21 protein-coding genes are annotated in these 20,234 nt (G+C 64.0%); 13 read left to right on the top strand and 8 right to left on the bottom strand.

The features are described from left to right. The first annotated feature begins 198 nt into the window (after nucleotides 1–198). From IVA82_RS42755 to IVA82_RS42765, 3 genes are all read left to right on the top strand, one after another. The gene (locus IVA82_RS42755; RefSeq protein ID WP_247380587.1) at nucleotides 199–927 is read left to right on the top strand and encodes a hypothetical protein; all 729 of its coding nucleotides are present in this window, start codon (nucleotides 199–201) and stop codon (nucleotides 925–927) included. 310 nt (nucleotides 928–1,237) lie between these two features. Continuing rightward, the gene (locus tag IVA82_RS42760) at nucleotides 1,238–1,525 is read left to right on the top strand and encodes an alpha/beta hydrolase (RefSeq protein WP_247380589.1); all 288 of its coding nucleotides are present in this window, start codon (nucleotides 1,238–1,240) and stop codon (nucleotides 1,523–1,525) included. 308 nt (nucleotides 1,526–1,833) lie between these two features. After that, nucleotides 1,834–2,499 carry an adenylate/guanylate cyclase domain-containing protein gene (locus tag IVA82_RS42765; protein WP_247380591.1) on the top strand — a complete coding sequence of 222 codons (666 nt, stop codon included), beginning with the start codon at nucleotides 1,834–1,836 and terminating at the stop codon, nucleotides 2,497–2,499. A gap of 368 nt (nucleotides 2,500–2,867) precedes the next feature. Here IVA82_RS42765 and IVA82_RS48850 read toward each other — a convergent pair whose 3' ends face one another. Continuing rightward, nucleotides 2,868–3,146: an HGGxSTG domain-containing protein gene (locus IVA82_RS48850; protein ID WP_346658661.1), complete on the bottom strand. Its 279-nt coding sequence runs from the start codon at nucleotides 3,144–3,146 to the stop codon at nucleotides 2,868–2,870. Further along, nucleotides 3,143–3,814 carry a hypothetical protein gene (locus IVA82_RS42770; protein ID WP_247380676.1) on the bottom strand — a complete coding sequence of 224 codons (672 nt, stop codon included), beginning with the start codon at nucleotides 3,812–3,814 and terminating at the stop codon, nucleotides 3,143–3,145. Before IVA82_RS42770 ends, IVA82_RS48850 begins: the two co-directional genes overlap by 4 nt. 38 nt (nucleotides 3,815–3,852) lie before the next feature. Here IVA82_RS42770 and IVA82_RS42775 point away from each other — a divergent pair, with 38 nt between their 5' ends. After that, the gene (locus tag IVA82_RS42775) at nucleotides 3,853–4,068 is read left to right on the top strand and encodes a hypothetical protein (protein ID WP_247380601.1); all 216 of its coding nucleotides are present in this window, start codon (nucleotides 3,853–3,855) and stop codon (nucleotides 4,066–4,068) included. 65 nt (nucleotides 4,069–4,133) lie between these two features. Here the strand turns inward: IVA82_RS42775 and IVA82_RS42780 are convergent, their stop codons facing one another. Continuing rightward, nucleotides 4,134–4,595, bottom strand: coding sequence for an NUDIX domain-containing protein (locus IVA82_RS42780; RefSeq protein ID WP_247380603.1), 462 nt, complete (start codon nucleotides 4,593–4,595; stop codon nucleotides 4,134–4,136). A 70-nt stretch (nucleotides 4,596–4,665) separates the two neighbouring features. After that, on the bottom strand, nucleotides 4,666–5,625 hold the full coding sequence (locus IVA82_RS42785) for a lytic transglycosylase domain-containing protein (protein ID WP_247380605.1): 960 nt from the start codon (nucleotides 5,623–5,625) through the stop codon (nucleotides 4,666–4,668). A gap of 158 nt (nucleotides 5,626–5,783) precedes the next feature. Between IVA82_RS42785 and IVA82_RS42790 the strand changes: the two genes are divergently transcribed. Continuing rightward, on the top strand, nucleotides 5,784–6,419 hold the full coding sequence (locus IVA82_RS42790; RefSeq protein WP_247380607.1) for a peptidoglycan-binding domain-containing protein: 636 nt from the start codon (nucleotides 5,784–5,786) through the stop codon (nucleotides 6,417–6,419). Nucleotides 6,420–6,444: 25 nt separating this feature from the next. On the opposite strand, the gene IVA82_RS42795 is transcribed toward IVA82_RS42790, so the two are convergent. Both IVA82_RS42795 and IVA82_RS42800 read right to left on the bottom strand, forming a co-directional pair. Further along, nucleotides 6,445–7,302, bottom strand: a complete 858-nt coding sequence (locus IVA82_RS42795; protein ID WP_247380609.1) for a VOC family protein — start codon at nucleotides 7,300–7,302, stop codon at nucleotides 6,445–6,447. A 161-nt stretch (nucleotides 7,303–7,463) separates the two neighbouring features. Next, the gene (locus tag IVA82_RS42800; protein ID WP_247380678.1) at nucleotides 7,464–8,657 is read right to left on the bottom strand and encodes a urate hydroxylase PuuD; all 1,194 of its coding nucleotides are present in this window, start codon (nucleotides 8,655–8,657) and stop codon (nucleotides 7,464–7,466) included. Between the two features lie 186 nt (nucleotides 8,658–8,843). On the opposite strand from IVA82_RS42800, the gene IVA82_RS42805 reads away from it, so the two are divergent. Further along, a complete protein-coding gene (locus IVA82_RS42805; protein ID WP_247380680.1) occupies nucleotides 8,844–10,166 on the top strand; it encodes a sorbosone dehydrogenase family protein in 1,323 nt (440 codons plus the stop codon). Nucleotides 10,167–10,373: 207 nt separating this feature from the next. On the opposite strand, the gene IVA82_RS42810 is transcribed toward IVA82_RS42805, so the two are convergent. Next, nucleotides 10,374–11,174: an SDR family NAD(P)-dependent oxidoreductase gene (locus IVA82_RS42810; RefSeq protein WP_247380611.1), complete on the bottom strand. Its 801-nt coding sequence runs from the start codon at nucleotides 11,172–11,174 to the stop codon at nucleotides 10,374–10,376. 254 nt (nucleotides 11,175–11,428) lie between these two features. Between IVA82_RS42810 and IVA82_RS42815 the strand changes: the two genes are divergently transcribed. The 4 genes from IVA82_RS42815 to cyoD are packed head-to-tail and all read left to right on the top strand — an operon-like array spanning nucleotide 11,429 to nucleotide 15,276. Beyond that, on the top strand, nucleotides 11,429–12,262 hold the full coding sequence (locus IVA82_RS42815; RefSeq protein WP_247380613.1) for a cytochrome ubiquinol oxidase subunit II: 834 nt from the start codon (nucleotides 11,429–11,431) through the stop codon (nucleotides 12,260–12,262). Further along, nucleotides 12,252–14,252: a cytochrome o ubiquinol oxidase subunit I gene (gene cyoB / locus IVA82_RS42820; protein ID WP_247380616.1), complete on the top strand. Its 2,001-nt coding sequence runs from the start codon at nucleotides 12,252–12,254 to the stop codon at nucleotides 14,250–14,252. Before IVA82_RS42815 ends, cyoB begins: the two co-directional genes overlap by 11 nt. Further along, nucleotides 14,252–14,893, top strand: a complete 642-nt coding sequence (locus IVA82_RS42825) for a cytochrome (ubi)quinol oxidase subunit III (RefSeq protein WP_247380618.1) — start codon at nucleotides 14,252–14,254, stop codon at nucleotides 14,891–14,893. Before cyoB ends, IVA82_RS42825 begins: the two co-directional genes overlap by 1 nt. Then, the gene (gene cyoD, locus IVA82_RS42830) at nucleotides 14,890–15,276 is read left to right on the top strand and encodes a cytochrome o ubiquinol oxidase subunit IV (protein WP_247380620.1); all 387 of its coding nucleotides are present in this window, start codon (nucleotides 14,890–14,892) and stop codon (nucleotides 15,274–15,276) included. Before IVA82_RS42825 ends, cyoD begins: the two co-directional genes overlap by 4 nt. Nucleotides 15,277–15,723: 447 nt before the next feature. Here the strand turns inward: cyoD and IVA82_RS42835 are convergent, their stop codons facing one another. After that, nucleotides 15,724–16,512: a thermonuclease family protein gene (locus tag IVA82_RS42835; RefSeq protein ID WP_247380622.1), complete on the bottom strand. Its 789-nt coding sequence runs from the start codon at nucleotides 16,510–16,512 to the stop codon at nucleotides 15,724–15,726. A gap of 202 nt (nucleotides 16,513–16,714) precedes the next feature. Here IVA82_RS42835 and IVA82_RS42840 point away from each other — a divergent pair, with 202 nt between their 5' ends. From IVA82_RS42840 to IVA82_RS42850, 3 genes are all read left to right on the top strand, one after another. Next, nucleotides 16,715–18,313, top strand: a complete 1,599-nt coding sequence (locus tag IVA82_RS42840; protein WP_247380624.1) for a GMC family oxidoreductase — start codon at nucleotides 16,715–16,717, stop codon at nucleotides 18,311–18,313. 193 nt (nucleotides 18,314–18,506) lie between these two features. Continuing rightward, nucleotides 18,507–18,956 carry a hypothetical protein gene (locus IVA82_RS42845; RefSeq protein ID WP_247380625.1) on the top strand — a complete coding sequence of 150 codons (450 nt, stop codon included), beginning with the start codon at nucleotides 18,507–18,509 and terminating at the stop codon, nucleotides 18,954–18,956. A gap of 91 nt (nucleotides 18,957–19,047) precedes the next feature. Next, nucleotides 19,048–20,067 carry a trypsin-like peptidase domain-containing protein gene (locus tag IVA82_RS42850; protein WP_247380627.1) on the top strand — a complete coding sequence of 340 codons (1,020 nt, stop codon included), beginning with the start codon at nucleotides 19,048–19,050 and terminating at the stop codon, nucleotides 20,065–20,067. Nucleotides 20,068–20,234 lie beyond the last annotated feature (167 nt).

A 20,234-nucleotide genomic window follows, 5' to 3' on the forward strand; every position in this document is an offset into this window, starting at 1 on the left:
ACCGCATCCGTCGTACACCCTCGTGAATGGATGCCGTGCCCATCGTGCCCCCTTTGTTCCAGGGCACCAAAAACACGACACTTCACGAGCTACAAACAGGCGACAGATCACGAGCTACGGACATACCGCATTTTGGTACCTAGCGCCTCCCGCGTACCTAGGCTAGGCTCCCGTCAGAACAGACAAAGGGAGGCCTCGATGCGTGTGGTCGCTCTCACGTTGTTTGTTGCCGCGTTGCTTGTGAGCCAAACGGTACTGGCGGAATGCCCGACAGCCGAGGCAATCCAGATCTTCGTTAAGGACTGGCAAGCGAAGCGTCCGACGAAGGCGCTGCCCGTTTCCGATATGAGGGATGCCGTATGCGCTCGCGACAAGCTCGTCGAGGCCTTGACCAATTCGCAAGGTAAGGTCGTCGGATACAAGGCTGGGCTGACAGCTAAGGCGGTTCAGGAGCGCTTCAATTGGAACGCGCCTGTTGCGGGCCTTGTGCTCGAAAAGATGGTGTTGAACGATGGCGCCACTGTGCCGGCGGCGTTCGGAGCGCGCCCCGTATGGGAGTCCGATATGCTGCTCGTCGTAAAGGATGACGGTGTAAATCAGGCAAAAACCACCGAGGAGGCCCTGCGACATATATCAGGGATGCGGCCCTACATCGAGCTGAACGACATCGCGCTCGGCCCCAACGAGAAGATCGATGGCCTTCAGCTTATCGCGATCAACGTTGCCGCTCGTCTCGGCGTCGCGGGTCCTGAAGTTCCGTTGGAGAACACGCCGGATACGCTGAAGCGCCTCGCTGAGATGAAGATCGTCGCGACCGACGAGAGCGGCGCCACGCTCGCCGAAGGAGTCGGTGCGGCGACGCTCGGGAATCCGCTAAGCGTGGTCGTGGGCTTGCGGAAGACCTCGCGAAGAGCGGCCGCAAGCTGAACGCTGGTGACCTGATCAGCGTCGGGGCGTTCTCGCCATTGACCCCGCCGAAACCGGGTCAGACGGTCACCGTCCGATATGAAGGACTGCCGAACATGCCGAAGGTGTCAGTGAGATTTGAGTAGGCCATTTCGCCGTTCGGGTCGATTGATCCGGGTCGCGCCAGCGCATCGCATCAGGCCTGCTCTGTTGTAAAGCGCGGCCGCAAGTGTTCGAAACTTCGCTTGAGGGGTTGTGCGATGTTGCCGGAGACGCGGTATGCCAAAAGCGGAGAGGTTCGGATCGCGTATCAGGTGGTCGGGAGAGGGCCGTGATCCTTGTGCCGGGCTTCATCTCCAATCTCGATCACCAGTGGGACAACCCGGCGCTGGCGCATTTCCTATCGCGGCTTGCGAGCTTCAGCCGTCTCATCCTGTTCGACAAGCGCGGCAACGGGCTTTCGGACAGGACCGGAAGCATCCCGACCCTGGAAGGGCGCATGGATGATGTGCGCGCGGTGATGGATGCCGTTGGCAGCGAACGCGCCGCCGTCTTCGGTACCTCGGAGGGCGGTGCGATGAGCATGCTGTTCGCGGCGAGCTATCCCGAGCGGTGCTAGGCCCTGGTGCTCTATGGAGCCTACGCCCACTTCTTCACGTGGGTCCTGCCGCCGGATAAGTTCGAAGGCTTTCTCGACAAGGTCGAGCAGTCGTGGGGAACAGGGGCGAGCATCACTGCGTTCGCGCCGACGTGGGCGTCGGACGAGCGATTCAGGCAATGGTGGGCACGCTCGGAGCGATTGGGAGCGAGTCCTTCGGCTGTCCTTGCGCTCCTGCGCATGAACAGCGAGATCGACGTTCGGCACGTTCTCCCGACCATTCGCACGCCGACGCTCGTGCGCATCGGGCCGGCGACAGCAGGGTCAACGTGGAAGCCGGGCGCTACCTGGCGCAGACGATTCCGGGGGCGAAATACGTTGAGCTGTCTGGACAGGACCATTTTATCTCGGCGGGCGACGCCGACAGTGTCGCTAGCGAGATGGACGAATTCCTCACTGGCTCACGTACCCACGTCGAGCCGGATCGCATCCTCGCAACCGTCATGCTCACCGACATCGTCGACTCGACGAAGCGCGCATCGGAACTCGGTGATAGGCGCTGGAACGCACTGCTCGATCAGCATGACCGACTTGCATGGCTGGCGATTGAACGCTTCAAGGGACGGGAAGTGAAAACAACAGGCGATGGGTTCCTGGCAACTTTCGACGGTCCTGCTCGTGCAATCCGGTGCGCTGCCGCCATCTCCGAGGGGGTACGCTCGCTGGATCTCCAGGTCCGAGGCGGAGTCCATACGGGGGAGATAGAGGTAAAGCCGGACGACATTAGCGGAATAGCTGTGCACATCGCAGCTCGCATCTGCGCGTTGGCCGGGCCAGGGGAGGTGCTCGTGTCCAACACTGTTCGCGATCTCGTCGCAGGCGCAAACCTTCGCTTCGGAGATCACGGTTATCACGCCTTGAAGGGACTTGACGAAGCCGTGCACCTGTTTCGGGCCGAGACTGAAGAGCACGTGCGGGCCTCCTTGGCGATGTGACTCCAACGCTTGGGCTGCTCTGTCGTCTACATTTCTTGGCATCCCAAATCGGAGCCCGCGCAGCGTGTGTGATTCTTTAATCTCGAGATTCAGGGCCCCCGCACTACAGGCAGCGCGGCTTGCCGTCGCTTGAGCGCCGGAACAACTCTCAGGCGAAGGTTCAAGGTCGGCCCGTGGCCCGAAGGCGAACGTTGCCACCGTGTCCGGCTCGTCGGCAGTCGAGGCTAGACCGGACATCGGGAAGACTGCGGGCAAATTGGCGCGAACGACCCAAGTCGATTAGTGAACTGCTCTTAAGGGCATTTTACGTGGTCTATAATGCGTTCAAGGGCACTAGCGTAAGCAGGGCGAAGCTCTGCCTACGCCCCTCACTCACCGGAATAGAGCTCTCGCAGCAGGTCCCATGTCTCGCCGAGGAGCGCTCGAACGGCCCTTCGCTCGGCGACCGCATCTCTGGTGAAGCGGCCATGCTTGCGCGCATTCCGATTTCCTCTCGGCGCGCCGCATCTCGCCGCGCCGCCGTGCATCCGGCAGCGCGTCTTGCCGTGCACCGCTGGCGCGCAACACGCGCCGCCGTCACGTGTCCTGGCCCCACAGCGCGGGCTCGCGCGCATCGGCGCGGTGTTGCGGGCGTGGCGGCTGATCATGCGGTGGCAGCCTGTTCTGCGTCGATGGGTCGGTGGTAGCCTTCGCCGGCCTTGGCTGCCTGGATCGGCCCTGCATCCATTGTTGCTTTGGCGAAGCCCGGCTCCGACACGATCACGCTCGCATGCTGCGTGACGTTGCCGACGATGGCGCCGCCGCCATCCTGCACCGACAGGTTCTGCACCGTGATCTTGCGCTCGCCGTTGTCGCGATAGCGGCTGAGCGCCTCGATCTGGGCCGGATAAATGCGGGCCAGGCGGCCCAAGGCGCGGGTAAGGCTCTCCTGCTGCGCAATGTCGTCGGTGCAGGCGAGGCGAAAGGCGGAGCGCATCGCCGCCACGTGCACGCACACCATCTGCGCCGCCAGCATGGCCTCGATGGAATCGCGCGGGCCGATGCTCTTCATCATCGAGATCATGAAGGCGAGGTTGGCCGCGTCGGGATTTTGGCCGATCACGCTGGCCTTCACCAATTGCTTCAAGAGGCCATCCAGCGCGTCGCGGTCGACGGCGCCGAGCGCGTCGGCCAGCAGCCGTGCGCCGGCGCGCGGGTCGGGATGGTCGATCCTGATCCGCCGCCGGGAGAGCTTGACCCGCGGGCTTGCCGCGAGGGCGGCGTGATTGTTCGATGCGATCGATGCCGTCGGGTTGCGGTTTGCAGATGTCGTTATGGGCTGTGTCCTTTGGTGCAGGCGCGCGGACGCGATGCGTGCAGATCAAACCGCTCGCGATAGCGCTGTACGATGTTGAGATGTCGGGTTTTTCGCTTGGGGCGTCGAAGCGCGCCGGCCGGGTGGGGCAGGCGCTGACGAACTCTCGCGATGATGCCATTCTGCCGGTGTTTTGCCCGACGAGTCAAACGGCGTTGCGGCGCGCGTATCCTTGTCCGGCGCAAATCCCTGTCCCCTGCAAGTCCTTGTTCTGACAGGCGTCGGCTACTGTGCATGGGGTTGTTTTTGCGGGTTTTGATTGGCCGTCGGCTCTCCCGCTCTAGCGGCCGCCGACCAGACGCGCCAGCCGGCCGAGCAGCGGACGTTGGCCTTCGTTGATCTTCTTGCCTGCCTCATCGAGGGCGAAGAACTCGGCGCGATCGACCTCGGGAAAGCTCTGTCGCTTGCCGCTGCGCGGCGGCCATTCCATCTCGAACGTGTTGCTGCGAATGCTGCGCGTATCGATGTCGAGCTCGATGGCGAAGGCGCTCACGATCTTGCCGCCGCGTTGCCTGACCTCACCCAGCGCGATCAGCGTATCAGTCAGCTCCAGCCCAAGCTCCTCGGCAAACTCACGTCGCGCAGTGGCCTCAGGGTCCTGCCCCTCGGTATACTCGCCCTTCGGGATCGACCATGCGCCGAGATCCTTGTTGCGCCAGAACGGCCCGCCGGGATGCACAAGCAGGACCTCGATATCCGGTCGCATTCGATAGGCGAGGACTCCAGCGCTCTTCGATGGCATCTCAGGTTCCTGGCGTCGTCGTAACGAAAGTGATCGGAGCCACAGCGCCGACGACTTCCCGATCTGCCTATCAACTCGAGGGTCGCTCGCGCGATGCGAAACGGATCGCGCGTGCCTTCGCGCTCTTTCCGGCCGAGCGCGCCGCGATCATGCTGCGCGCCTTGCCATGATCCGAGCTCTTCCGGAGCAATGATGCGAACCGCTTACGCGCACGGTTCGCCGCCGATCGCGCCGCCAGCTGCTCGGCCTTGTGGATGATGGTGGCGACGCCAGGCGCCAGGTTAACCTGAACCCAGGCGACATCCTTGGTCTTGGAGAGGCTGCCGACGCCTTCGCAGGGGGCCTCGCGCGGCAGGTCGATCCGGATCGCAAGCGCCTCCGAGCGCTCGATCCAGTCCTCCGCCCTGGTGCCGGTGATGATCCGAACATAATTGCGCGTCTCATGCGGCAGCCCGCTTTCCCTGGCAAGCCATTTCTGGATCCGGCCCGGGCCGGCGTTATAGGCGGCTGCGGCGAGGCCGAGGTTACCGAAATCGTCGCGGAGCTTGCGCAAGAACTTTGCCGATGCCGGCAAGGCCTTCATCGGATCGAAGGGATCATCGAGCCCGACCTCTGCGGCCGTCTCCGGCATGAACTGCGCGACGCCCTGTGCGCCGGCGCCGCTGACCTCGTTGGAGCGAAATCGGCTCTCCTGCCAGATCAGGCGGGCGAAGAACGGCACCGGAATGCCGCTGGCCTCGGCGGCTTCCCGGAGCGCGTTGCAGAATTGGTCAGTCGGTGAAGCCGGGGCAGGTGCGGCGGATTCGATCGCGCGCGGCGGCTCGGCCGTCTCCTCGTAGGACGCGCGCGCATTGGCCAGCTCGATCGCCCGCACGCTTGCGAGGAAGAGCTCGACGACCGGAACAAGTGGGGAGGCTGGATTGTTTTGAATAACGTCGTTGTTGAAAGTTGATGCTTGTCGCGACGCCGACGGATCGAGGTCGCACATCAAAACCAAAAACGCGGCGCAAGCCGCGACGACAAATCGCATTGCGTGGACAACCTCGAACTGTGGGTGAACAGCCGGCGATGCGCCGACGATGACGATAAGGAGTTCTTAACCCTGCGATTGCGGCAAAGCTGCGATCTCAAAGGTTCCGTCGGTGCTACTACGGTGTTCCAGAGAAGAAACTCTCCGGGTGTCTGCGGATGACGCGCGAACGGGAACACGTGAAGATGATGCGCGGGATATTCGCAGTGGTGGTCCTGCTGTCGCTGACCGTCCCGGCGGCCGCGGGCAATCTCGACGCGGCAGCGGTGAACGACGCCGCGCGTCCCGCCAAGCAGCCCGCCACCGACAAGGTCGGCGCATCGGTGGTGAAGCTTCAGATCCTGCTCGATCGCGCAAAATTCTCGCCCGGCGAGATCGACGGCAAGTTCGGAGAGAATGCGCAGAAAGCGCTGAATGCATTTGCCGAGCAGAACGGCATCGCCGCCGACAAGGAAATCGCGCCAGAGCTGTGGGACAGGCTAAGCGCGGCGAGCGAAGGTCCTGTCGTCGTCGACTACAAGATCACCGACGCGGATGTGAAGGGACCATTCCTGAAAGAACTGCCGCCGAGGCTCGAGCAGATGAAACCGCTGAAGGCGCTGAGCTGCACCAGCCCCCTCGATGGCCTCGCCGAGAAATTCCACATGAGCGGAGAGCTCCTCAAGGCCCTCAATCCCGGCAAAGCTTTCGACAAGGTCGGGGAGACGATCACCGTTGCGAATGTGCCGGCACACCGGTCGTCTTCCTCGATGCGCCGACGGAATCCTCGTCGAAGCGGCAGGGCCGCCGGGTAAATACACGTTCAAGAATTGGTTTAAATCAGCCGGCAATGAAGGCGAGCAGGGTGCCGTTGGCCTTGGCCGGCGCCACGCAGATCGCGGTCCCACTACGCACGCCGGCCGGGCCGAGCGCCTTCTCGGTCGCCGCGAGATCGCCGCTGACGAGCACCAGCGCCGCGCCGCCGCGCTCGGACAGGCCCGCAAGCGGCACGCCGGGATAGCGCTTTGCAAGCTGGTCCAGCGTCAGATAGACGAAGTCGGCACGATCGCCGCCGGAGGGCACACTGACAGCGCCGTCAGCCTCGGCCCTGGGCTCGCGGTCGATCAGGCGGGCCAGATGCGCAGCCTCCTTCGCCGGCTCGGGCGTTGCGATCAGCGTCTGCTTGATCCGCCTGGCGGCATTGGCGTGCTTCATCAGCTCGGGAATCCACACGGTGTCGCGGGTCTTATGCTGGCAGGCGAAGATGCGCACGCCGCCCGGCGCCTCCGCGGTCGGCCACATGAAGGTACGGAATTTTGCAGCCGATACCGTGCCGTTCGGCAGCGTCACCGGCCGTTCGAAATCGGTGGGGCCGATCGGCACCAGGCCCCGCGCGCGGATCTCCTCCGCGCCGGCGGCGGAATCGACCGCGGTGAACGCGATGCGCTCGATGCCCTCGCCGTGCTTGTCGAGGAAGGCGCGCGCGGGCGCATTGGGCTCGGTCGCCGCCAGCACGCCGAGCAGCTCCATATAGTCCGGGCCGAACATGATGGTGTAGTTGCCGGTGCCCATATGCGCGCTATGGGTACCGCGCGGCGATAGGGTGAAGCCGAGTTGCCTGTAATTCTCGGCGGCCTTGTCGAGGTCCTTCACCATGACCACGGCGTGGTCGATACCGATGACGTTCTTGAGGGCCACTGTGATTTCCCCGGCATGCTTCAAACTGAGCTGACGATCGCACCAACGACCGTAGCACGTCCTGTGTACGATGGATGGTCGCTCAAGTCATTTTGAATTCGCCGGCGGATGCGGAATTTCATTCCGCAAAATGCTCTATCGACACGCTGCGGTCGGTGGCGTCAGCGGGCCTGCTCGCTGATATAGGCGGCGAGGGTGGCGCGCTCCTCGCTGGTCATCTCCGTGATATTGCCCGGCGGCATCGCATTGGACCATGCCGCCACGCGGCCGATCAGGCGGATGTTGCGGTGGATGCTCTCGGGACCGTCGAGCAGAATGCCCTTCGGCGCGGTGACGATGCCGGCCCAGACCGGCTCGGCCGCGTGGCACATGCTGCAGCGGGACGTCACGATCTCCTCGACAGCGGCGATGGTCGGCTGTGCCGATAGCGCGCTCGTCGTCACCTCGCGCGGGCCGGCTGCGGAGAGGAAGAGGATCGCGATCGCGCCGGCCGCGGCCACGCCCCACACCCACCATGGCGACTTGCGTCCTGCGTGCCGCTCGTTGAAGAAATGGCGGATCACGGGGCCGAGTGCCAAGATGATCGCGACGATGATCCAGTTGAAGCGGGTGGCGTAGAGCAGGGGATAGTGGTTGCTGATCATCAGCACGACGACCGGCAATGTCAGATAGTTGTTGTGGACCGAGCGCTCCTTGCTGGTCTTGCCGAGTTTCGGATCGGGTGCCTGTCCGGCGATCAGGGCGGCCACGATCTTCTTCTGGTTCGGGATGATCACCGCGAAGACATTGGCGACCATGATGGTTCCGATGATCGCGGCGATCTGGTTGAAGGCGCCGCGCCCGCTGAGGACGTGCGTGAAGGCGAAGGTCAGCGCGACCAGAAACAGGTAGCCGCCGATGGCAAAGCCGAGCTCGCGCCGGGCCAGCCCGGTGCGGCAGGCGACCTCGTAGAGCAGCCACGCCAGTGCGAGGCTCGAGAGGCTGAATAGCCCGGCCTGGACCGGCGTTAGATCGAGGATCGACTTGTCGACCAGGAACAGGTCAGCTTCGAGATAGTAGATCACCACCATCAGCGCGAAGCCGGACAGCCAGGTGGTGTAGGCTTCCCATTTGAACCAGGTGAGTTCCTCCGGCATCTGGCTTGGCGCGACCAGATATTTCATGATCCGGTAGAAGCCGCCGCCATGGACCTGCCATGCTTCGCCCTGCACGCCATCCGGCAGGTCGGCGTTCGGCTTCAGGCTGAGGTCGAGATGGATGAAGTAGAACGAACTGCCGATCCAGCCGATCGCCGCCACGACATGCAGCCAGCGCAGCAGCAGGCTGGCCCATTCCGATACGATCGATCCCCACATGATCACCCCATCAATCGCGGCATCTGCCGCAGCTTTGATGACCGCAGCCGACGGACGTGCCCTTACAATGTGTCGCACCGATCCACGTTATTTTCCAGTACGATGCCCGCACTCTGTTGCACATCGTGCGGGCATGAGCTGACGTGGGATTTGGCAGACCAAGACCGGGAGGAAGACGCCGTGAAGATGCATGTGTCGCATATGACGCTGGCTGCATGGATGCTATCGGTCTGCGCCGGCGCGCAGGCCGAGCCTGTGCTGCAAGGCAAGGATGCGTTCGGCAGTTGGCAAGCCGACAAGCCCGGTGTCGTCAGGCTGATCCGCCCGCAGGACCTGCCCAAGCCCGGCGCCTCGCCGTCGGTCGCCAATGCGACGCGCATTGTGGCGCGCGGCAGCGCCATGCCGCAGGTGCCGCAGGGCTTCAAGATCGAGCTGCTGGCTGACGGTCTGTCCAGCCCGCGCGTGCTCCGCGTCGCGCCGAATGGCGACATTTTCGTTGCCGAGACCGGAGCAGGGCGCATTCGCGTGCTGCGGCTCGAGGAAGGCGGCGCGAAGGTCGCAACCAACGACATCTATGCCACCGGACTGAATCGTCCCTTCGGCATGGCGTTCTTTCCGAACGGCGACAATCCGCAATGGCTTTACGTCGCCAATACCGGCAGCGTCATCCGCTTTCCCTATCGCGTCGGCGACCTCAAGGCGTCGGTCAAGGCGGAGACGGTGGTTGCGAGCCTGCCGTCTGGATCGGGCCACTCCACCCGCGACATCGTGTTCACGCCCGACAACAGGCGCATGCTGGTGTCGGTGGGCTCGGCCGGCAATGCCGGCGATGGCATGGGCAATCCGCCGGGCGGGCTTGAGGCGTGGTCGAAGGCGCAGCCGCTCGGCGCATCGTGGGGCTACGAGGCCGAGCGCGCCGCCGTGCTCGCCTTCGCCCCCGACGGCAAGGACCGCAAACTCTACGCCACCGGCATCCGCAACTGTGTCGGCCTTGCGATCCAGCCGCAGACGGGGTTGCCCTGGTGCTCGACCAACGAGCGCGACGGCCTCGGCGACGATCTCGTGCCCGACTATGTGACCAGCGTGAAGGAGGGCGCGTTCTACGGCTGGCCGTGGTTCTATATCGGCGCCAACGAAGACCCGCGCCACGCCGGCGCGCGGCCGGACCTGAAGGACAAGGTGACCCTGCCGGACGTGCTGGTGCAATCGCACTCGGCTTCGCTCGGCATGGCCTTCTATCAGGGCACGCAATTTCCGTCCGAGTATCAGGGCGACGCCTTCGCTGCCGAGCACGGCTCCTGGAACCGCTCGAAGCGCACCGGGTATAAGGTGATCCGCATCCGGATGAAGGACGCCAAGCCGACCGGCGAGTACGAGGATTTTGTCACGGGGTTCGTCGTGAACGACAGGGAGGTGTGGGGAAGGCCGGTCGGAATCGCGGTGGAGAAAGATGGAGCGCTGCTGATCTCGGAAGATGGCAACGGCACGATCTGGCGGGTGAGGCATTAGAAGCGGGTGACGCATTAGAATAAGAATCGCGCCGCGGCAGAGGTGCACCCTCGCCCCTTGTGGGAGAGGGTGGCTTCGCGACAGCGAAGCCGGGTGAGGGGTTCTATCGGCGAGTCGTCTCGCGAGTGAACTTGCCGAGAGAGACCCCTCATCCGGCGCTTCGCGCCACCTTCTCCCACAAGGGGAGAAGGGAAAGCGCCGGCTCGCCTACCCCCGTCTAACACTCGCCCCGCCATCCACCGGCAGCGTTACGCCGGTGATGAAGTTTGCTTCATCCGACGCCAGAAACAGCGCGGCATTCGCCACGTCCCATGCGGTGCCCATCTTCTTGCGCAGCGGTACCTTGCTGTCGCGTTCGGCTTCGACTTCGGCGCGGGTCTTGTGCCATTCGCGGGCGCGGGTGTCGACGGCCATCGGCGTGTTCATCAGGCCCGGCAAGATGACGTTGGCGCGGATGCCGTATTCCGCATTCTGGTAGGCGAGCTGCTCGGTGAAGGCGATCATCGCCGATTTCGTCGCCTTGTAGGCGACATAGGGATAGGTCGTGATCGCCGCCATCGAGGAGATGTTGATGATCGCGCCGCTGTTCTGCGCGCGCATGATCGGGATCACTTCTTTCGCGGCGAAAATGCAGCTCTTCAAATTGATGGCGACGACGCGCTCGAACGCCTCCTCGGTCAGCTGCAGCAGCTCGGCGTCGCCGCCGGACAGGCTCACGCCGACATTGTTGTGCAGCACGTCGATGCGGCCCCAGCGCGCCTTCGCTTCGGCCACCATCGCCCTGATGTCAGCGGAGTTGGTCACGTCGGCCTTGAAGGCCGCCGCGGTTCCTTGGCTCGCGGTGATCATCGCGACAGTTTCCTGTGCGGACTCCAGATGATGATCGACGCAAAGCACCTTGGCGCCCTCGCGCGCGAATGTCAGCGCGGTGGCGCGGCCGTTGCCCATGCCTTCACCGGGGCTCTGGCCGGCGCCGACCACGATGGCAATCTTCTCGGCTAGACGCATGGCGCTTTCTCCCTGCTTTTTCATCACGATAGCACGCGCCAAGCGAAGCAGAAGAGCGATCGGTCGCTGAGTGGTGGCGTTCGGTGCACGCCGTCCCGCCGAACATGCATGGCTCCGTTGCCTCAAGGAAAGTGCGTGCACGCGCAAAGGCCTGCTGCTGCGCAGGAACCGACTTCGTACGACTGCGTTTGCTGCCAGGGCGTTTTTTGCGTTACGCTTCTCCCGGGGGCTTCCCGACCGCCAGTGGCTTGCCGATGAATCTGCTCGATCCGCAAGGGCCCGTTGCTGCTGCGAATAGCACGATCCTGGTCGATTCCGTTTTCATCATGCTGGCGATCGTGGTGCCGACCATCATCGCGATCCTGGCGTTCGCGTTCTGGTTTCGCGCGTCCAATCCGCGCGCGCGCTTTCAGCCGGACTTCGTCTATTCCGGGCGCGTGGAGATGGTGGTGTGGGCGATCCCGGCGCTCACCGTGATCCTGCTCGGCGGCGTCGCCTGGATCGGCTCGCATCAGCTCGATCCCGCAGCGCCGGTGCCGGGCACCGGCAGCCCGGTCCGCATCCAGGCCGTTTCGCTCGACTGGAAATGGCTCTTCATCTATCCGGATCAGCGTATCGCCACCGTGAATACGCTGACGGTGCCGGCCGGCGCCGAGCTGAATTTCCAGCTGACCTCGTCGAGCGTGATGAACACGTTCTTCATCCCGCAGCTCGGCAGCATGATCTACACCATGAACGGCATGGTGACGAAGCTGAACCTGCGTGCTGACAATGAAGGCAAGCTCCAGGGGCTGTCGGCGCATTTCTCCGGCGACGGCTTTCCTGACATGATGTTCGACGTCAATGTGATCTCGCCGCTTGCATTTCCGGATTGGGTGGCGACCACGGCGAAGACCGATGCCGTGCTGAACGAGGACAGTTACAAGAAGCTGATGCAGCAGGGCGTCGAGAAGGGCAGGCCGACCTATCGCCTGGATGATCCCCGGCTGTTCGACCTGATCGCGACCCAGCACATTCCGCCAGGGCCGGGCCCGGAGCTGTTGTCCGAGGCCGGCCGGTCGCGGAGTGGAGGCCACGATGCTCGGTAAGCTCGATTGGTCGGCGATCCCGTTCGACCAGCCGATCCCGCTCATTGCGGGCGCCGTGGTGCTGGTTGGGATCCTGGCTGTGCTGGTCTGGGTCATGGTGAAAGGGCATCTGCCCTATCTCTGGCACGAATGGATCACCAGCGTCGACCACAAGCGCATCGGCGTCATGTATATCCTGCTGGCTTCGGTGATGCTGCTGCGCGGCGGCAGCGACGCCATCATGATGCGTATCCAGCAGGCGATCGCCTACCAATCGCAGGGCTATCTTCCGCCGGAGCACTACAATCAGATCTTCTCGGCCCACGGCACCATCATGATCTTCTTCGTGGCGATGCCGTTCGTGATCGGATTGATGAACCTGATCGTGCCGCTTCAGCTCGGCGTACGCGACGTCGCTTTTCCGACGCTTAACTCCGTAGGTTTTTGGCTGACAGCGACCGGCGCGCTGCTAGTCAATCTCTCGCTGGTGATCGGCGAATTCGCGCGCACCGGCTGGCTCGCCTTTCCGCCGCTGTCGGAATTGTCCTACTCGCCCGGCGTCGGCGTCGACTACTACGCATGGTCGCTCCAGATTTCCGGTGTCGGCACGCTGGTGGCCGGCATCAACCTCGTCACCACCGTGCTGAAGCTGCGCACCAGGGGCATGAACTATCTGCGTATGCCGATGTTCTGCTGGACCACGCTGGCCTCGAACCTGCTGATCGTCGCGGCGTTCCCGATCCTCACAGCGACGCTCGCCATGCTGCTGCTCGACCGCTACCTCGGCTTCCACTTCTTCACCAACGAAGCCGGCGGCAACGTCATGATGTTCATGAACCTGATCTGGGCCTGGGGGCACCCCGAGGTCTACATTCTGGTGCTGCCGGCCTTCGGCATCTTTTCCGAGGTGGTCTCGACCTTCTCCGGCAAGGCGCTGTTCGGCTATCGCTCGATGGTGCTGGCCACCATGGCGATCTGCGTCATCTCGTTCATGGTCTGGCTGCATCACTTTTTTACGATGGGCGCGGGTCCCGATGTCAACGCCATCTTCGGTATCGCCAGCATGATCATCGCGATACCGACCGGCGTGAAGATCTACAACTGGCTGTTCACGATGTATGGCGGCCGCATCCGTTTTCAGACGCCCATGCTATGGTCGGTCGGCTTCATGGTCACCTTCATCATCGGCGGGCTGACCGGCGTGCTGGTCGCGGTGCCGCCGGCCGACTTCATGCTCCACAACAGCATGTTCCTGGTCGCGCACTTCCACAACGTCATCATCGGCGGCGTGTTGTTCGGCGCCTTCGCCGGCTTCGAATACTGGTTCCCGAAGGCCTTCGGCTTCCGCCTCGACGAACGCTGGGGCAAGCTCGCATTCTGGTTCACCTTCACAGGTTTCTACGTCACCTTCATCCCGCTCTACATCGCCGGCATGCTCGGTATGACGCGGCGCATGCAGCACTACGATGTTGCCGCGTGGCGACCCTGGATGCTGGTTGCGGCTGTTGGCATGGCGATACTGACCATCGGCGTCATCTGCCAGATCTTGCAGCTCGTCGTCAGCATCCGCAACCGCGAGGCGTTGCGCGACCGCACCGGCGATCCCTGGGATGGACGTTCGCTGGAATGGGCAACCGCGTCGCCGCCGCCGGTGTTCAATTTCGCGTTCGATCCCGATGTGCGCGGCGAAGACGCCTATTGGGACATAAAGATCCATGCCCGGCAGCAATCGCTCGAGCATGAAGAGCGCGAATATCATGACATCGAGATGCCACGGAATTCGCCGACCGGCTTCGTCTGCGCGTTCTTCGCCAGCATCATGGGCTTTGCGCTGATCTGGCACATCTGGTGGATGGTGATCCTGGGCGGCATCGGCGCGTTCGCGACCTTTGTCGTTTTCGCCTGGCGCGACCACGATGAATACGTCATCCCGGCCGCGGAGGTCGCGCGGATCGACCGCATCAATCTCGAGGAGCGGCGCAACCTCGTCAGCATGGCGGGAGCAACCTGATGTCGATGACCGCAGCCGTCGGCCACGCCCACGCCGATCCCCATCACATCGGCCTCGTCATCGAGCACCCGGGACCAGCGCCGAAGCGCATCGTGACCGCCTACGGCTTCTGGATCTTCCTGCTCTCCGACATCGTGATGTTCTCCTGCTTCTTCGCGGCCTATGCCGTGTTGTCCGGCCAGACCGCCGGCGGCCCGAAAGGATCGGAGATTTTCGAACAGAGGAACGTTGCGATCGAGACGGTCTGTCTGCTGCTGTCGAGCTTCACCTGCGGCATGGCCAGCATTGCGGCCGACGTGCGCAACCGGTTCTGGTTCTACCTCGGCATGGCCGTGACCTGCGTGCTGGGGCTGATATTCCTGGCGATCGAGTTCCGCGAATTCGCCGGCCTCGTTGCGCGCGGCTACGGCCCGTCGCGCAGCGCGTTCCTGACCGCGTTCTTCTCGCTGGTCGGATGCCACGGCCTGCACGTCTCCGCCGGCGTGCTCTGGCTCCTGACCATGATGGCCCAGGTGTTCGCGAAAGGCTTTCGCGCCGACATCCTGCGCCGGATGACGTGCTTTGCGCTGTTCTGGCACGCGCTTGACATCATCTGGGTCGCCGTGTTTTCCGTCGTCTACCTGCTTGGGAGTGGCGTATGAGCGATCAGACGCACGCGCGGACTGAACACGACCTCGCGCCCGGCGAGGAAGAGCAACACAGTGTCGGCGCGCGCGTCCTCGGCTACACAGTTGGCTTGGCCCTCGCGCTGCTGCTCACGGCGACGTCGTTTTTCATCGCCGGCACGGATCTGGTCTGGCAGCCTTCCATTCCCGTGGCGCTGATCGTGCTGGCGATCGCGCAGATGGGCGTGCATCTGGTGTTCTTCCTGCACATCACGACAGGCCCGGATAACACCAACAACGTGCTGGCGCTGGCCTTCGGGCTGCTGATCGTGTTCCTCGTGGTTGGCGGCTCAGTCTGGATCATGTCGCACCTGAATGCGAACATGCCGCCGATGGACCAGATCATGCGAATGCAGTGACAGGTCAGCGCTTGGTCCGCTGACGCTTCCACATCGTCATGGCCGGGCTTGTCCCGGCCATCCACGTCTTGGCTCCACGGCGCGAAGAACCTGGATGCCCGGGCCTTCGCCTCTCCGAAGCGGCTTCGGCCGCGCAGGCGGGACAAGCCCGGGCACGACGACGTCCCGCATATTCGCATATGCTATCCTAGCAGCGCCGCACGTAAAGAAGAGCCGCTTGTTGGTGACAAGCGGCCCAAGTCTAGGGAGGAAACGCCCAAGCAAGGACAATCGGGCCGAAGCCGGATTGCTGCCAAGGAAGCGATAGCGCATGGCACTACCGCACCTTCCGAATGCAACAACTCCTGATAGAGTTCAATTCCGGATCAATACTGTCTCCCGATACCGCTCACGGCTGCGTGATGGGTTCCTCACCGCGGAGCTCCACCCGGACGTTTACTTGGAGTTTCACTTGGGCCGACGGCAATTATACGCCTTGCGGAAGCCGGCGGCCTGGGCGTCCTCCTCCGAGCAGAACCAGCGGTCCGGCTTCGTTGTTGCCGGGTAGCTCGGGCAGCCTCGCAGATGATAGATTCCGATATTGCCGGTGACCCGCGCCCGCACCGCGAGCTTGCCCTTGATGCTGCAGCTCGGTGGCATCGTCAGTTCGTCGGGAAACAGCGCCGCGCGAATCTCCTTGTCGCGGTCGGCGCGGCAGGCGGTGCCCAGGAGCGCGCCGTCCTTCTTGTCGGTGCGGAACTCTTGCGGTGCAACAAAGCAGCCCTTCCAGATGCCGGCCGCGGCCATCTTCGCCTCGGCTGCCCCCGCCTTGACATTGGCCTTGATCGGCTCCCGCGCAATCGCAAAGCCGAGCCGGACCAGTTGCTCGTTCAGCGTGATCTTGTCGCCCTCGGCGGTGCAGATGGCGCGGTGGCGTTTGCCAAAGCTCTTCTCCGGCCCGACATCATCGCAGCGCACCGGACGTCCGCCGATCAGCTTCGTCAGCTGGTCGCGCGCGTCGATGCCACAGGTCCAGGCGTCGGCGTGATCGTCGATGCAGACCTGGTCCAGCTCCGGCGCGTCCACGCCGTCGAGCCGGTAGGTGACGTCGCCAAGCTGGATGGAATTGGCGTCCCGGACCGTTGCTGTCGCAGTCAACGCGAGTCCTGGCCCTGAGCTGGCCAGAAATCCGGACAGAGCAAGAAACAAAACAAGCGCGAAAGCGCGGGCGGCGGTAAAGGAATTCTTCAAGGACATACGGGCTCGCTATCGATTGCTCTTTTCCTCTTTTCCTAGCATCCGGATGTGGCGATACCAATGGTCTGCGCCCCGCGAAGTGCGACATTCCAGGCCCGCGGCTTTACTCGCCGGTCGCTCTGATCTTATCGTCTGCGTCAGCCCGCGTGCCATGATGGCCGAATTGCCCGGGAAGCGGCGAGGGCGGGAGGACAAGGTTGCGATGAAAGACCCTGTGGACGTCCTGATCATCGGCGCCGGCGCTTCGGGCGCCGCGGTCGCGTGGTCGCTGGCGGAGACCAAGATGCACATTCTCTGCCTGGAGCAGGGCGGCTGGATGAACCCGGCGGAATATCCCAGCACGGGTCGGGACTGGGAAGCCAAGTTCTACGGCGAGTGGTCGTCCAGCCCGAACATCCGCGGCCGGCCCGAGGACTATCCGATCAACGATGACAATTCGCCGATCAAGGTCGTCAACTACAATGCGGTCGGCGGCTCGACCGTGATGTACACCGCGCACTGGCCGCGGCTGCACCCCTCCGATTTCAAGGTCAAGACGCTCGACGGTGTCGCCGACGACTGGCCGATCGACTACGACGCGCTGACGCCATTCTTCGCAGAGAACGACCGGATGATGGGGACATCCGGCCTGTCGGGCGATCCGCTGTCGCCGCTGACGCATCCGCCGATGCCGCAGCAGCCGCTGGGCTTGTCCGGTGCGATCATCGGCAAGGCCATGAACAAGCTCGGCTGGCATTGGTGGCCGTCGGACACCACGGTTGCGACGATGGACTATGAGGGCCGGGCGCGCTGCATCAATCTCGGCCATTGCACGCCGGCCTGCGCGCAGGGCGCGAAATCCTCGACCGACATCACCTATTGGCCGCATGCGATCCGCGCCGGCGTCGAGCTGCGCACCCATTGCCGGGTGCGCGAGATCACCACCGACGAGAACGGCATGGCTTCGGGCGTGGTCTACTACGACAAGGATGGCGTCGAGCAGTTTCAGCCGGCGCATGTCGTCATCATCGCCTGCAACGGCGTCGGCACGCCGCGACTGCTGCTGAACTCGGCCTCAGGGCGCTTCCCGAACGGCCTTGCCAATTCGTCCGGCCTCGTCGGCAAGAACCTGATGTTCCACCCCTACGCGCAGATCTACGGCTATGTGAAGGAGCCGACCGACAGCAACCGCGCGCCGCCGACCTGCCTATGGAGCAAGGAGTGGTACGATACGGACCTGTCGCGCGGCTTCGTGCGGGGCTACGGGGTCCAGTTCGTGCGCGGCGCAGGACCCGTGTTCGAGGCCGTCGTCAGCGAGCAGAAGGGCATTCTGCCTTGGGGCGCTGATCATCACCGCGTCTTCCGCAAGCTCAACGGCCATCGACTCGGATTTTCCGCGATCTGCGAGGATTTGCCGGAGGAGCACAATCGCGTCACGCTCGATCCCGTTCTCAAGGACAGCCACGGCATTCCCGCGCCGAAGATCGACTATACGATCAGCGAGAACAGCCGGAAGATGATGGAGCATGCGCTGGCCCGCGGCCGGGAGGTTCTCGAGACGGCAGGCGCCACCGACATCTGCATCAATTCGCCGATCCCGTGGGGTGGCTGGCATCTGCTCGGCACGGCACGGATGGGCACCGATCCTGAAACCTCCGTGGTCAATGAATGGGGCCGCTCGCACGACGTGAAAAATCTCTTCATCGTCGACGGCAGCGTCTTCGTCACCTCGGGCGGGGTCAACCCGACCTCGACCATTCAGGCCATTGCGCTCTACGTCGCCGACCAGATGAAGCAGCGCCTCGCCAATTTGTTCGATTGAGAATGATGTGGATCGAAATGAGCCGCGACTTCGCTGCACCTCTCCCGCTCGGGAGAGGTCGCGCCGGAGGCGCGGGTGAGGGTTCTTTCCTCTGGGGCAGTCTCTTTGTGGAGGCACCCTCTCCCCGACCCTCCCCCGCAAGCGCGGGAGGGAGTGCACTTTCATCGCCGCGCGAGCACTAGAAGAGGACGCCATGACTGATCAGCTCACGCTCACGCCGCGGCAGCGCCGGGACTTGCGCACGATCGCCGCGATGATCATCCCGGCGAGCGAGGAATATCGCGTGCCCGGCGCCGATGACGACATCATCCAGGCCGACATCCTCGCCACGCTTGGCCGCGACGCCAAACGGGTGGTGGCAGCGCTGGATCATCTGGGCCGGCTCGCCGGCATGCCGCTGGCGGAGCTTGAGCCCGCCGCACGCGATGGCGTCGCCGAGCAGTTTCGATCGACTGGCGGCGCCGCGGCCGCAACGCTCGTTCGCGTCGTGCTGCAATGCTACTACCGCGATGACCGCGTGCTGCGCTCGCTCGGGCTCGAGCTGCGCGCGCCGTTTCCCAAGGGCCATGTGCTCCCGGACGGCGACTGGTCGCTGCTCGATCCGGTCAAGGCGAGGGCGGGCAGGTTGCGGCGGGCGACCTAGCCACCCTGGTAGTCCAGCCCTGCGCCCCAAGCGGGCCACTTGCGCGAGAGCGAACAGGCCACCATCTGTGTGAGCCTCAAGGACTCTTGCCATGCTGGATTTTACCTCAGACATCGCCGATGACGGATCGTCATCGCGAACGACGGCGGCTGCCCCGGAGAACGACCGGGCGCTGCTGGATGCCTATTCCAATGCCGTGATCGACGTGACCGATCGCGTCGGCGCCGCCGTCGTGCGCGTCGAGACCGGGCCGAAGGTGCCGAACGGTCGCGAGCGCGGCGGGCTCGGCTCGGGCATCGTGATCTCGCCGGACGGCCTCGTGCTCACCAACAGCCATGTGGTCGGCGCCTCCAAGGAAATCCGGCTGCGCGACGTCGAGGGCCATGTCGGCGACGCCCGCGTGCTCGGCGTCGATCCCGACACGGATCTGGCGCTGCTGCGCGCCAACGGCGTCCGCGACTTGCCCTATGCCGCGCTCGGCAACTCCAAGAGCCTGCGCCGCGGCCAGCTCGTGATCGCGATCGGCAATCCGCTCGGCTTCGAATCGACCGTGACGGCCGGTGTTGTCTCGGCGCTAGGGCGCTCGATCCGTTCGGTGAGCGGACGCACCATCGAGGACGTGATCCAGACCGATGCCGCGCTCAATCCCGGCAATTCCGGCGGACCGCTGGTCTCGTCGAATGCCGAGGTGGTCGGCATCAACACCGCCATCATCAGCGGTGCGCAGGGCATCTGCTTCGCGGTCGCCAGCAACACCGCGCAATTCGTGCTGTCGGAGATCATCCGCCACGGCTACGTCCGCCGCGCCTATATCGGTGTCGCCGGGCAGACCGCGCCGATCCCGCGGCGGCACGCCGTGCTGGCCGGCGTCGAGAACAAGATGGGCGCGCTGCTCGCCCAGGTCGAGCCGGACGGGCCGGCGGCGAAGGCGGGGCTGCTGCCCGGCGACGTCGTGATCAGGCTCGACGGCGTCGAGATCAACGGCGTCGACGATCTGATCCGCGTGCTCGACCGCGACCGCATCGGCCGGCGGCTCGCGATGGACGTGCTGCGGCTCGGCCGTCTGCGTGCGATCGACATCGATCCAGTCGAGCGCAAGCCGGCTCGCTGAACTTTGGTTCGCTTGGCCAAAGCCGAGACCGCCGTTCACCTCTTCCACAGGGAGAGGTGAACGGCGGCGTGTCGGCCTCAGTCTAACCGTGCTTTCCGCTGTCATGCTCCGCGAAAGCGGGGCATCCAGTATTCCAGAGGCAGCGCGATCCAGAACAGCCGCTGCGG

Origin of the sequence: Bradyrhizobium sp. 142, assembly GCF_023074015.1 — a bacterium.
Classification (GTDB): domain Bacteria; phylum Pseudomonadota; class Alphaproteobacteria; order Rhizobiales; family Xanthobacteraceae; genus Bradyrhizobium.

Bases quoted from the DNA above. Each gene is read 5' to 3' on its own strand.
- IVA82_RS42755 (WP_247380587.1), top strand. From the start codon at position 199: ATGCGTGTGGTCGCTCTCACGTTGTTTGTTGCCGCGTTGCTTGTGAGC.
- IVA82_RS48850 (WP_346658661.1), bottom strand. From the start codon at position 3,146: ATGATCAGCCGCCACGCCCGCAACACCGCGCCGATGCGCGCGAGCCCG.
- IVA82_RS42780 (WP_247380603.1), bottom strand. From the start codon at position 4,595: ATGCCATCGAAGAGCGCTGGAGTCCTCGCCTATCGAATGCGACCGGAT.
- IVA82_RS42785 (WP_247380605.1), bottom strand. From the start codon at position 5,625: ATGCGATTTGTCGTCGCGGCTTGCGCCGCGTTTTTGGTTTTGATGTGC.
- IVA82_RS42790 (WP_247380607.1), top strand. From the start codon at position 5,784: ATGACGCGCGAACGGGAACACGTGAAGATGATGCGCGGGATATTCGCA.
- IVA82_RS42800 (WP_247380678.1), bottom strand. From the start codon at position 8,657: ATGTGGGGATCGATCGTATCGGAATGGGCCAGCCTGCTGCTGCGCTGG.
- IVA82_RS42805 (WP_247380680.1), top strand. From the start codon at position 8,844: ATGCATGTGTCGCATATGACGCTGGCTGCATGGATGCTATCGGTCTGC.
- IVA82_RS42810 (WP_247380611.1), bottom strand. From the start codon at position 11,174: ATGCGTCTAGCCGAGAAGATTGCCATCGTGGTCGGCGCCGGCCAGAGC.
- IVA82_RS42815 (WP_247380613.1), top strand. From the start codon at position 11,429: ATGAATCTGCTCGATCCGCAAGGGCCCGTTGCTGCTGCGAATAGCACG.
- cyoB (WP_247380616.1), top strand. From the start codon at position 12,252: ATGCTCGGTAAGCTCGATTGGTCGGCGATCCCGTTCGACCAGCCGATC.
- IVA82_RS42825 (WP_247380618.1), top strand. From the start codon at position 14,252: ATGTCGATGACCGCAGCCGTCGGCCACGCCCACGCCGATCCCCATCAC.
- cyoD (WP_247380620.1), top strand. From the start codon at position 14,890: ATGAGCGATCAGACGCACGCGCGGACTGAACACGACCTCGCGCCCGGC.
- IVA82_RS42835 (WP_247380622.1), bottom strand. From the start codon at position 16,512: ATGTCCTTGAAGAATTCCTTTACCGCCGCCCGCGCTTTCGCGCTTGTT.
- IVA82_RS42840 (WP_247380624.1), top strand. From the start codon at position 16,715: ATGAAAGACCCTGTGGACGTCCTGATCATCGGCGCCGGCGCTTCGGGC.
- IVA82_RS42845 (WP_247380625.1), top strand. From the start codon at position 18,507: ATGACTGATCAGCTCACGCTCACGCCGCGGCAGCGCCGGGACTTGCGC.
- IVA82_RS42850 (WP_247380627.1), top strand. From the start codon at position 19,048: ATGCTGGATTTTACCTCAGACATCGCCGATGACGGATCGTCATCGCGA.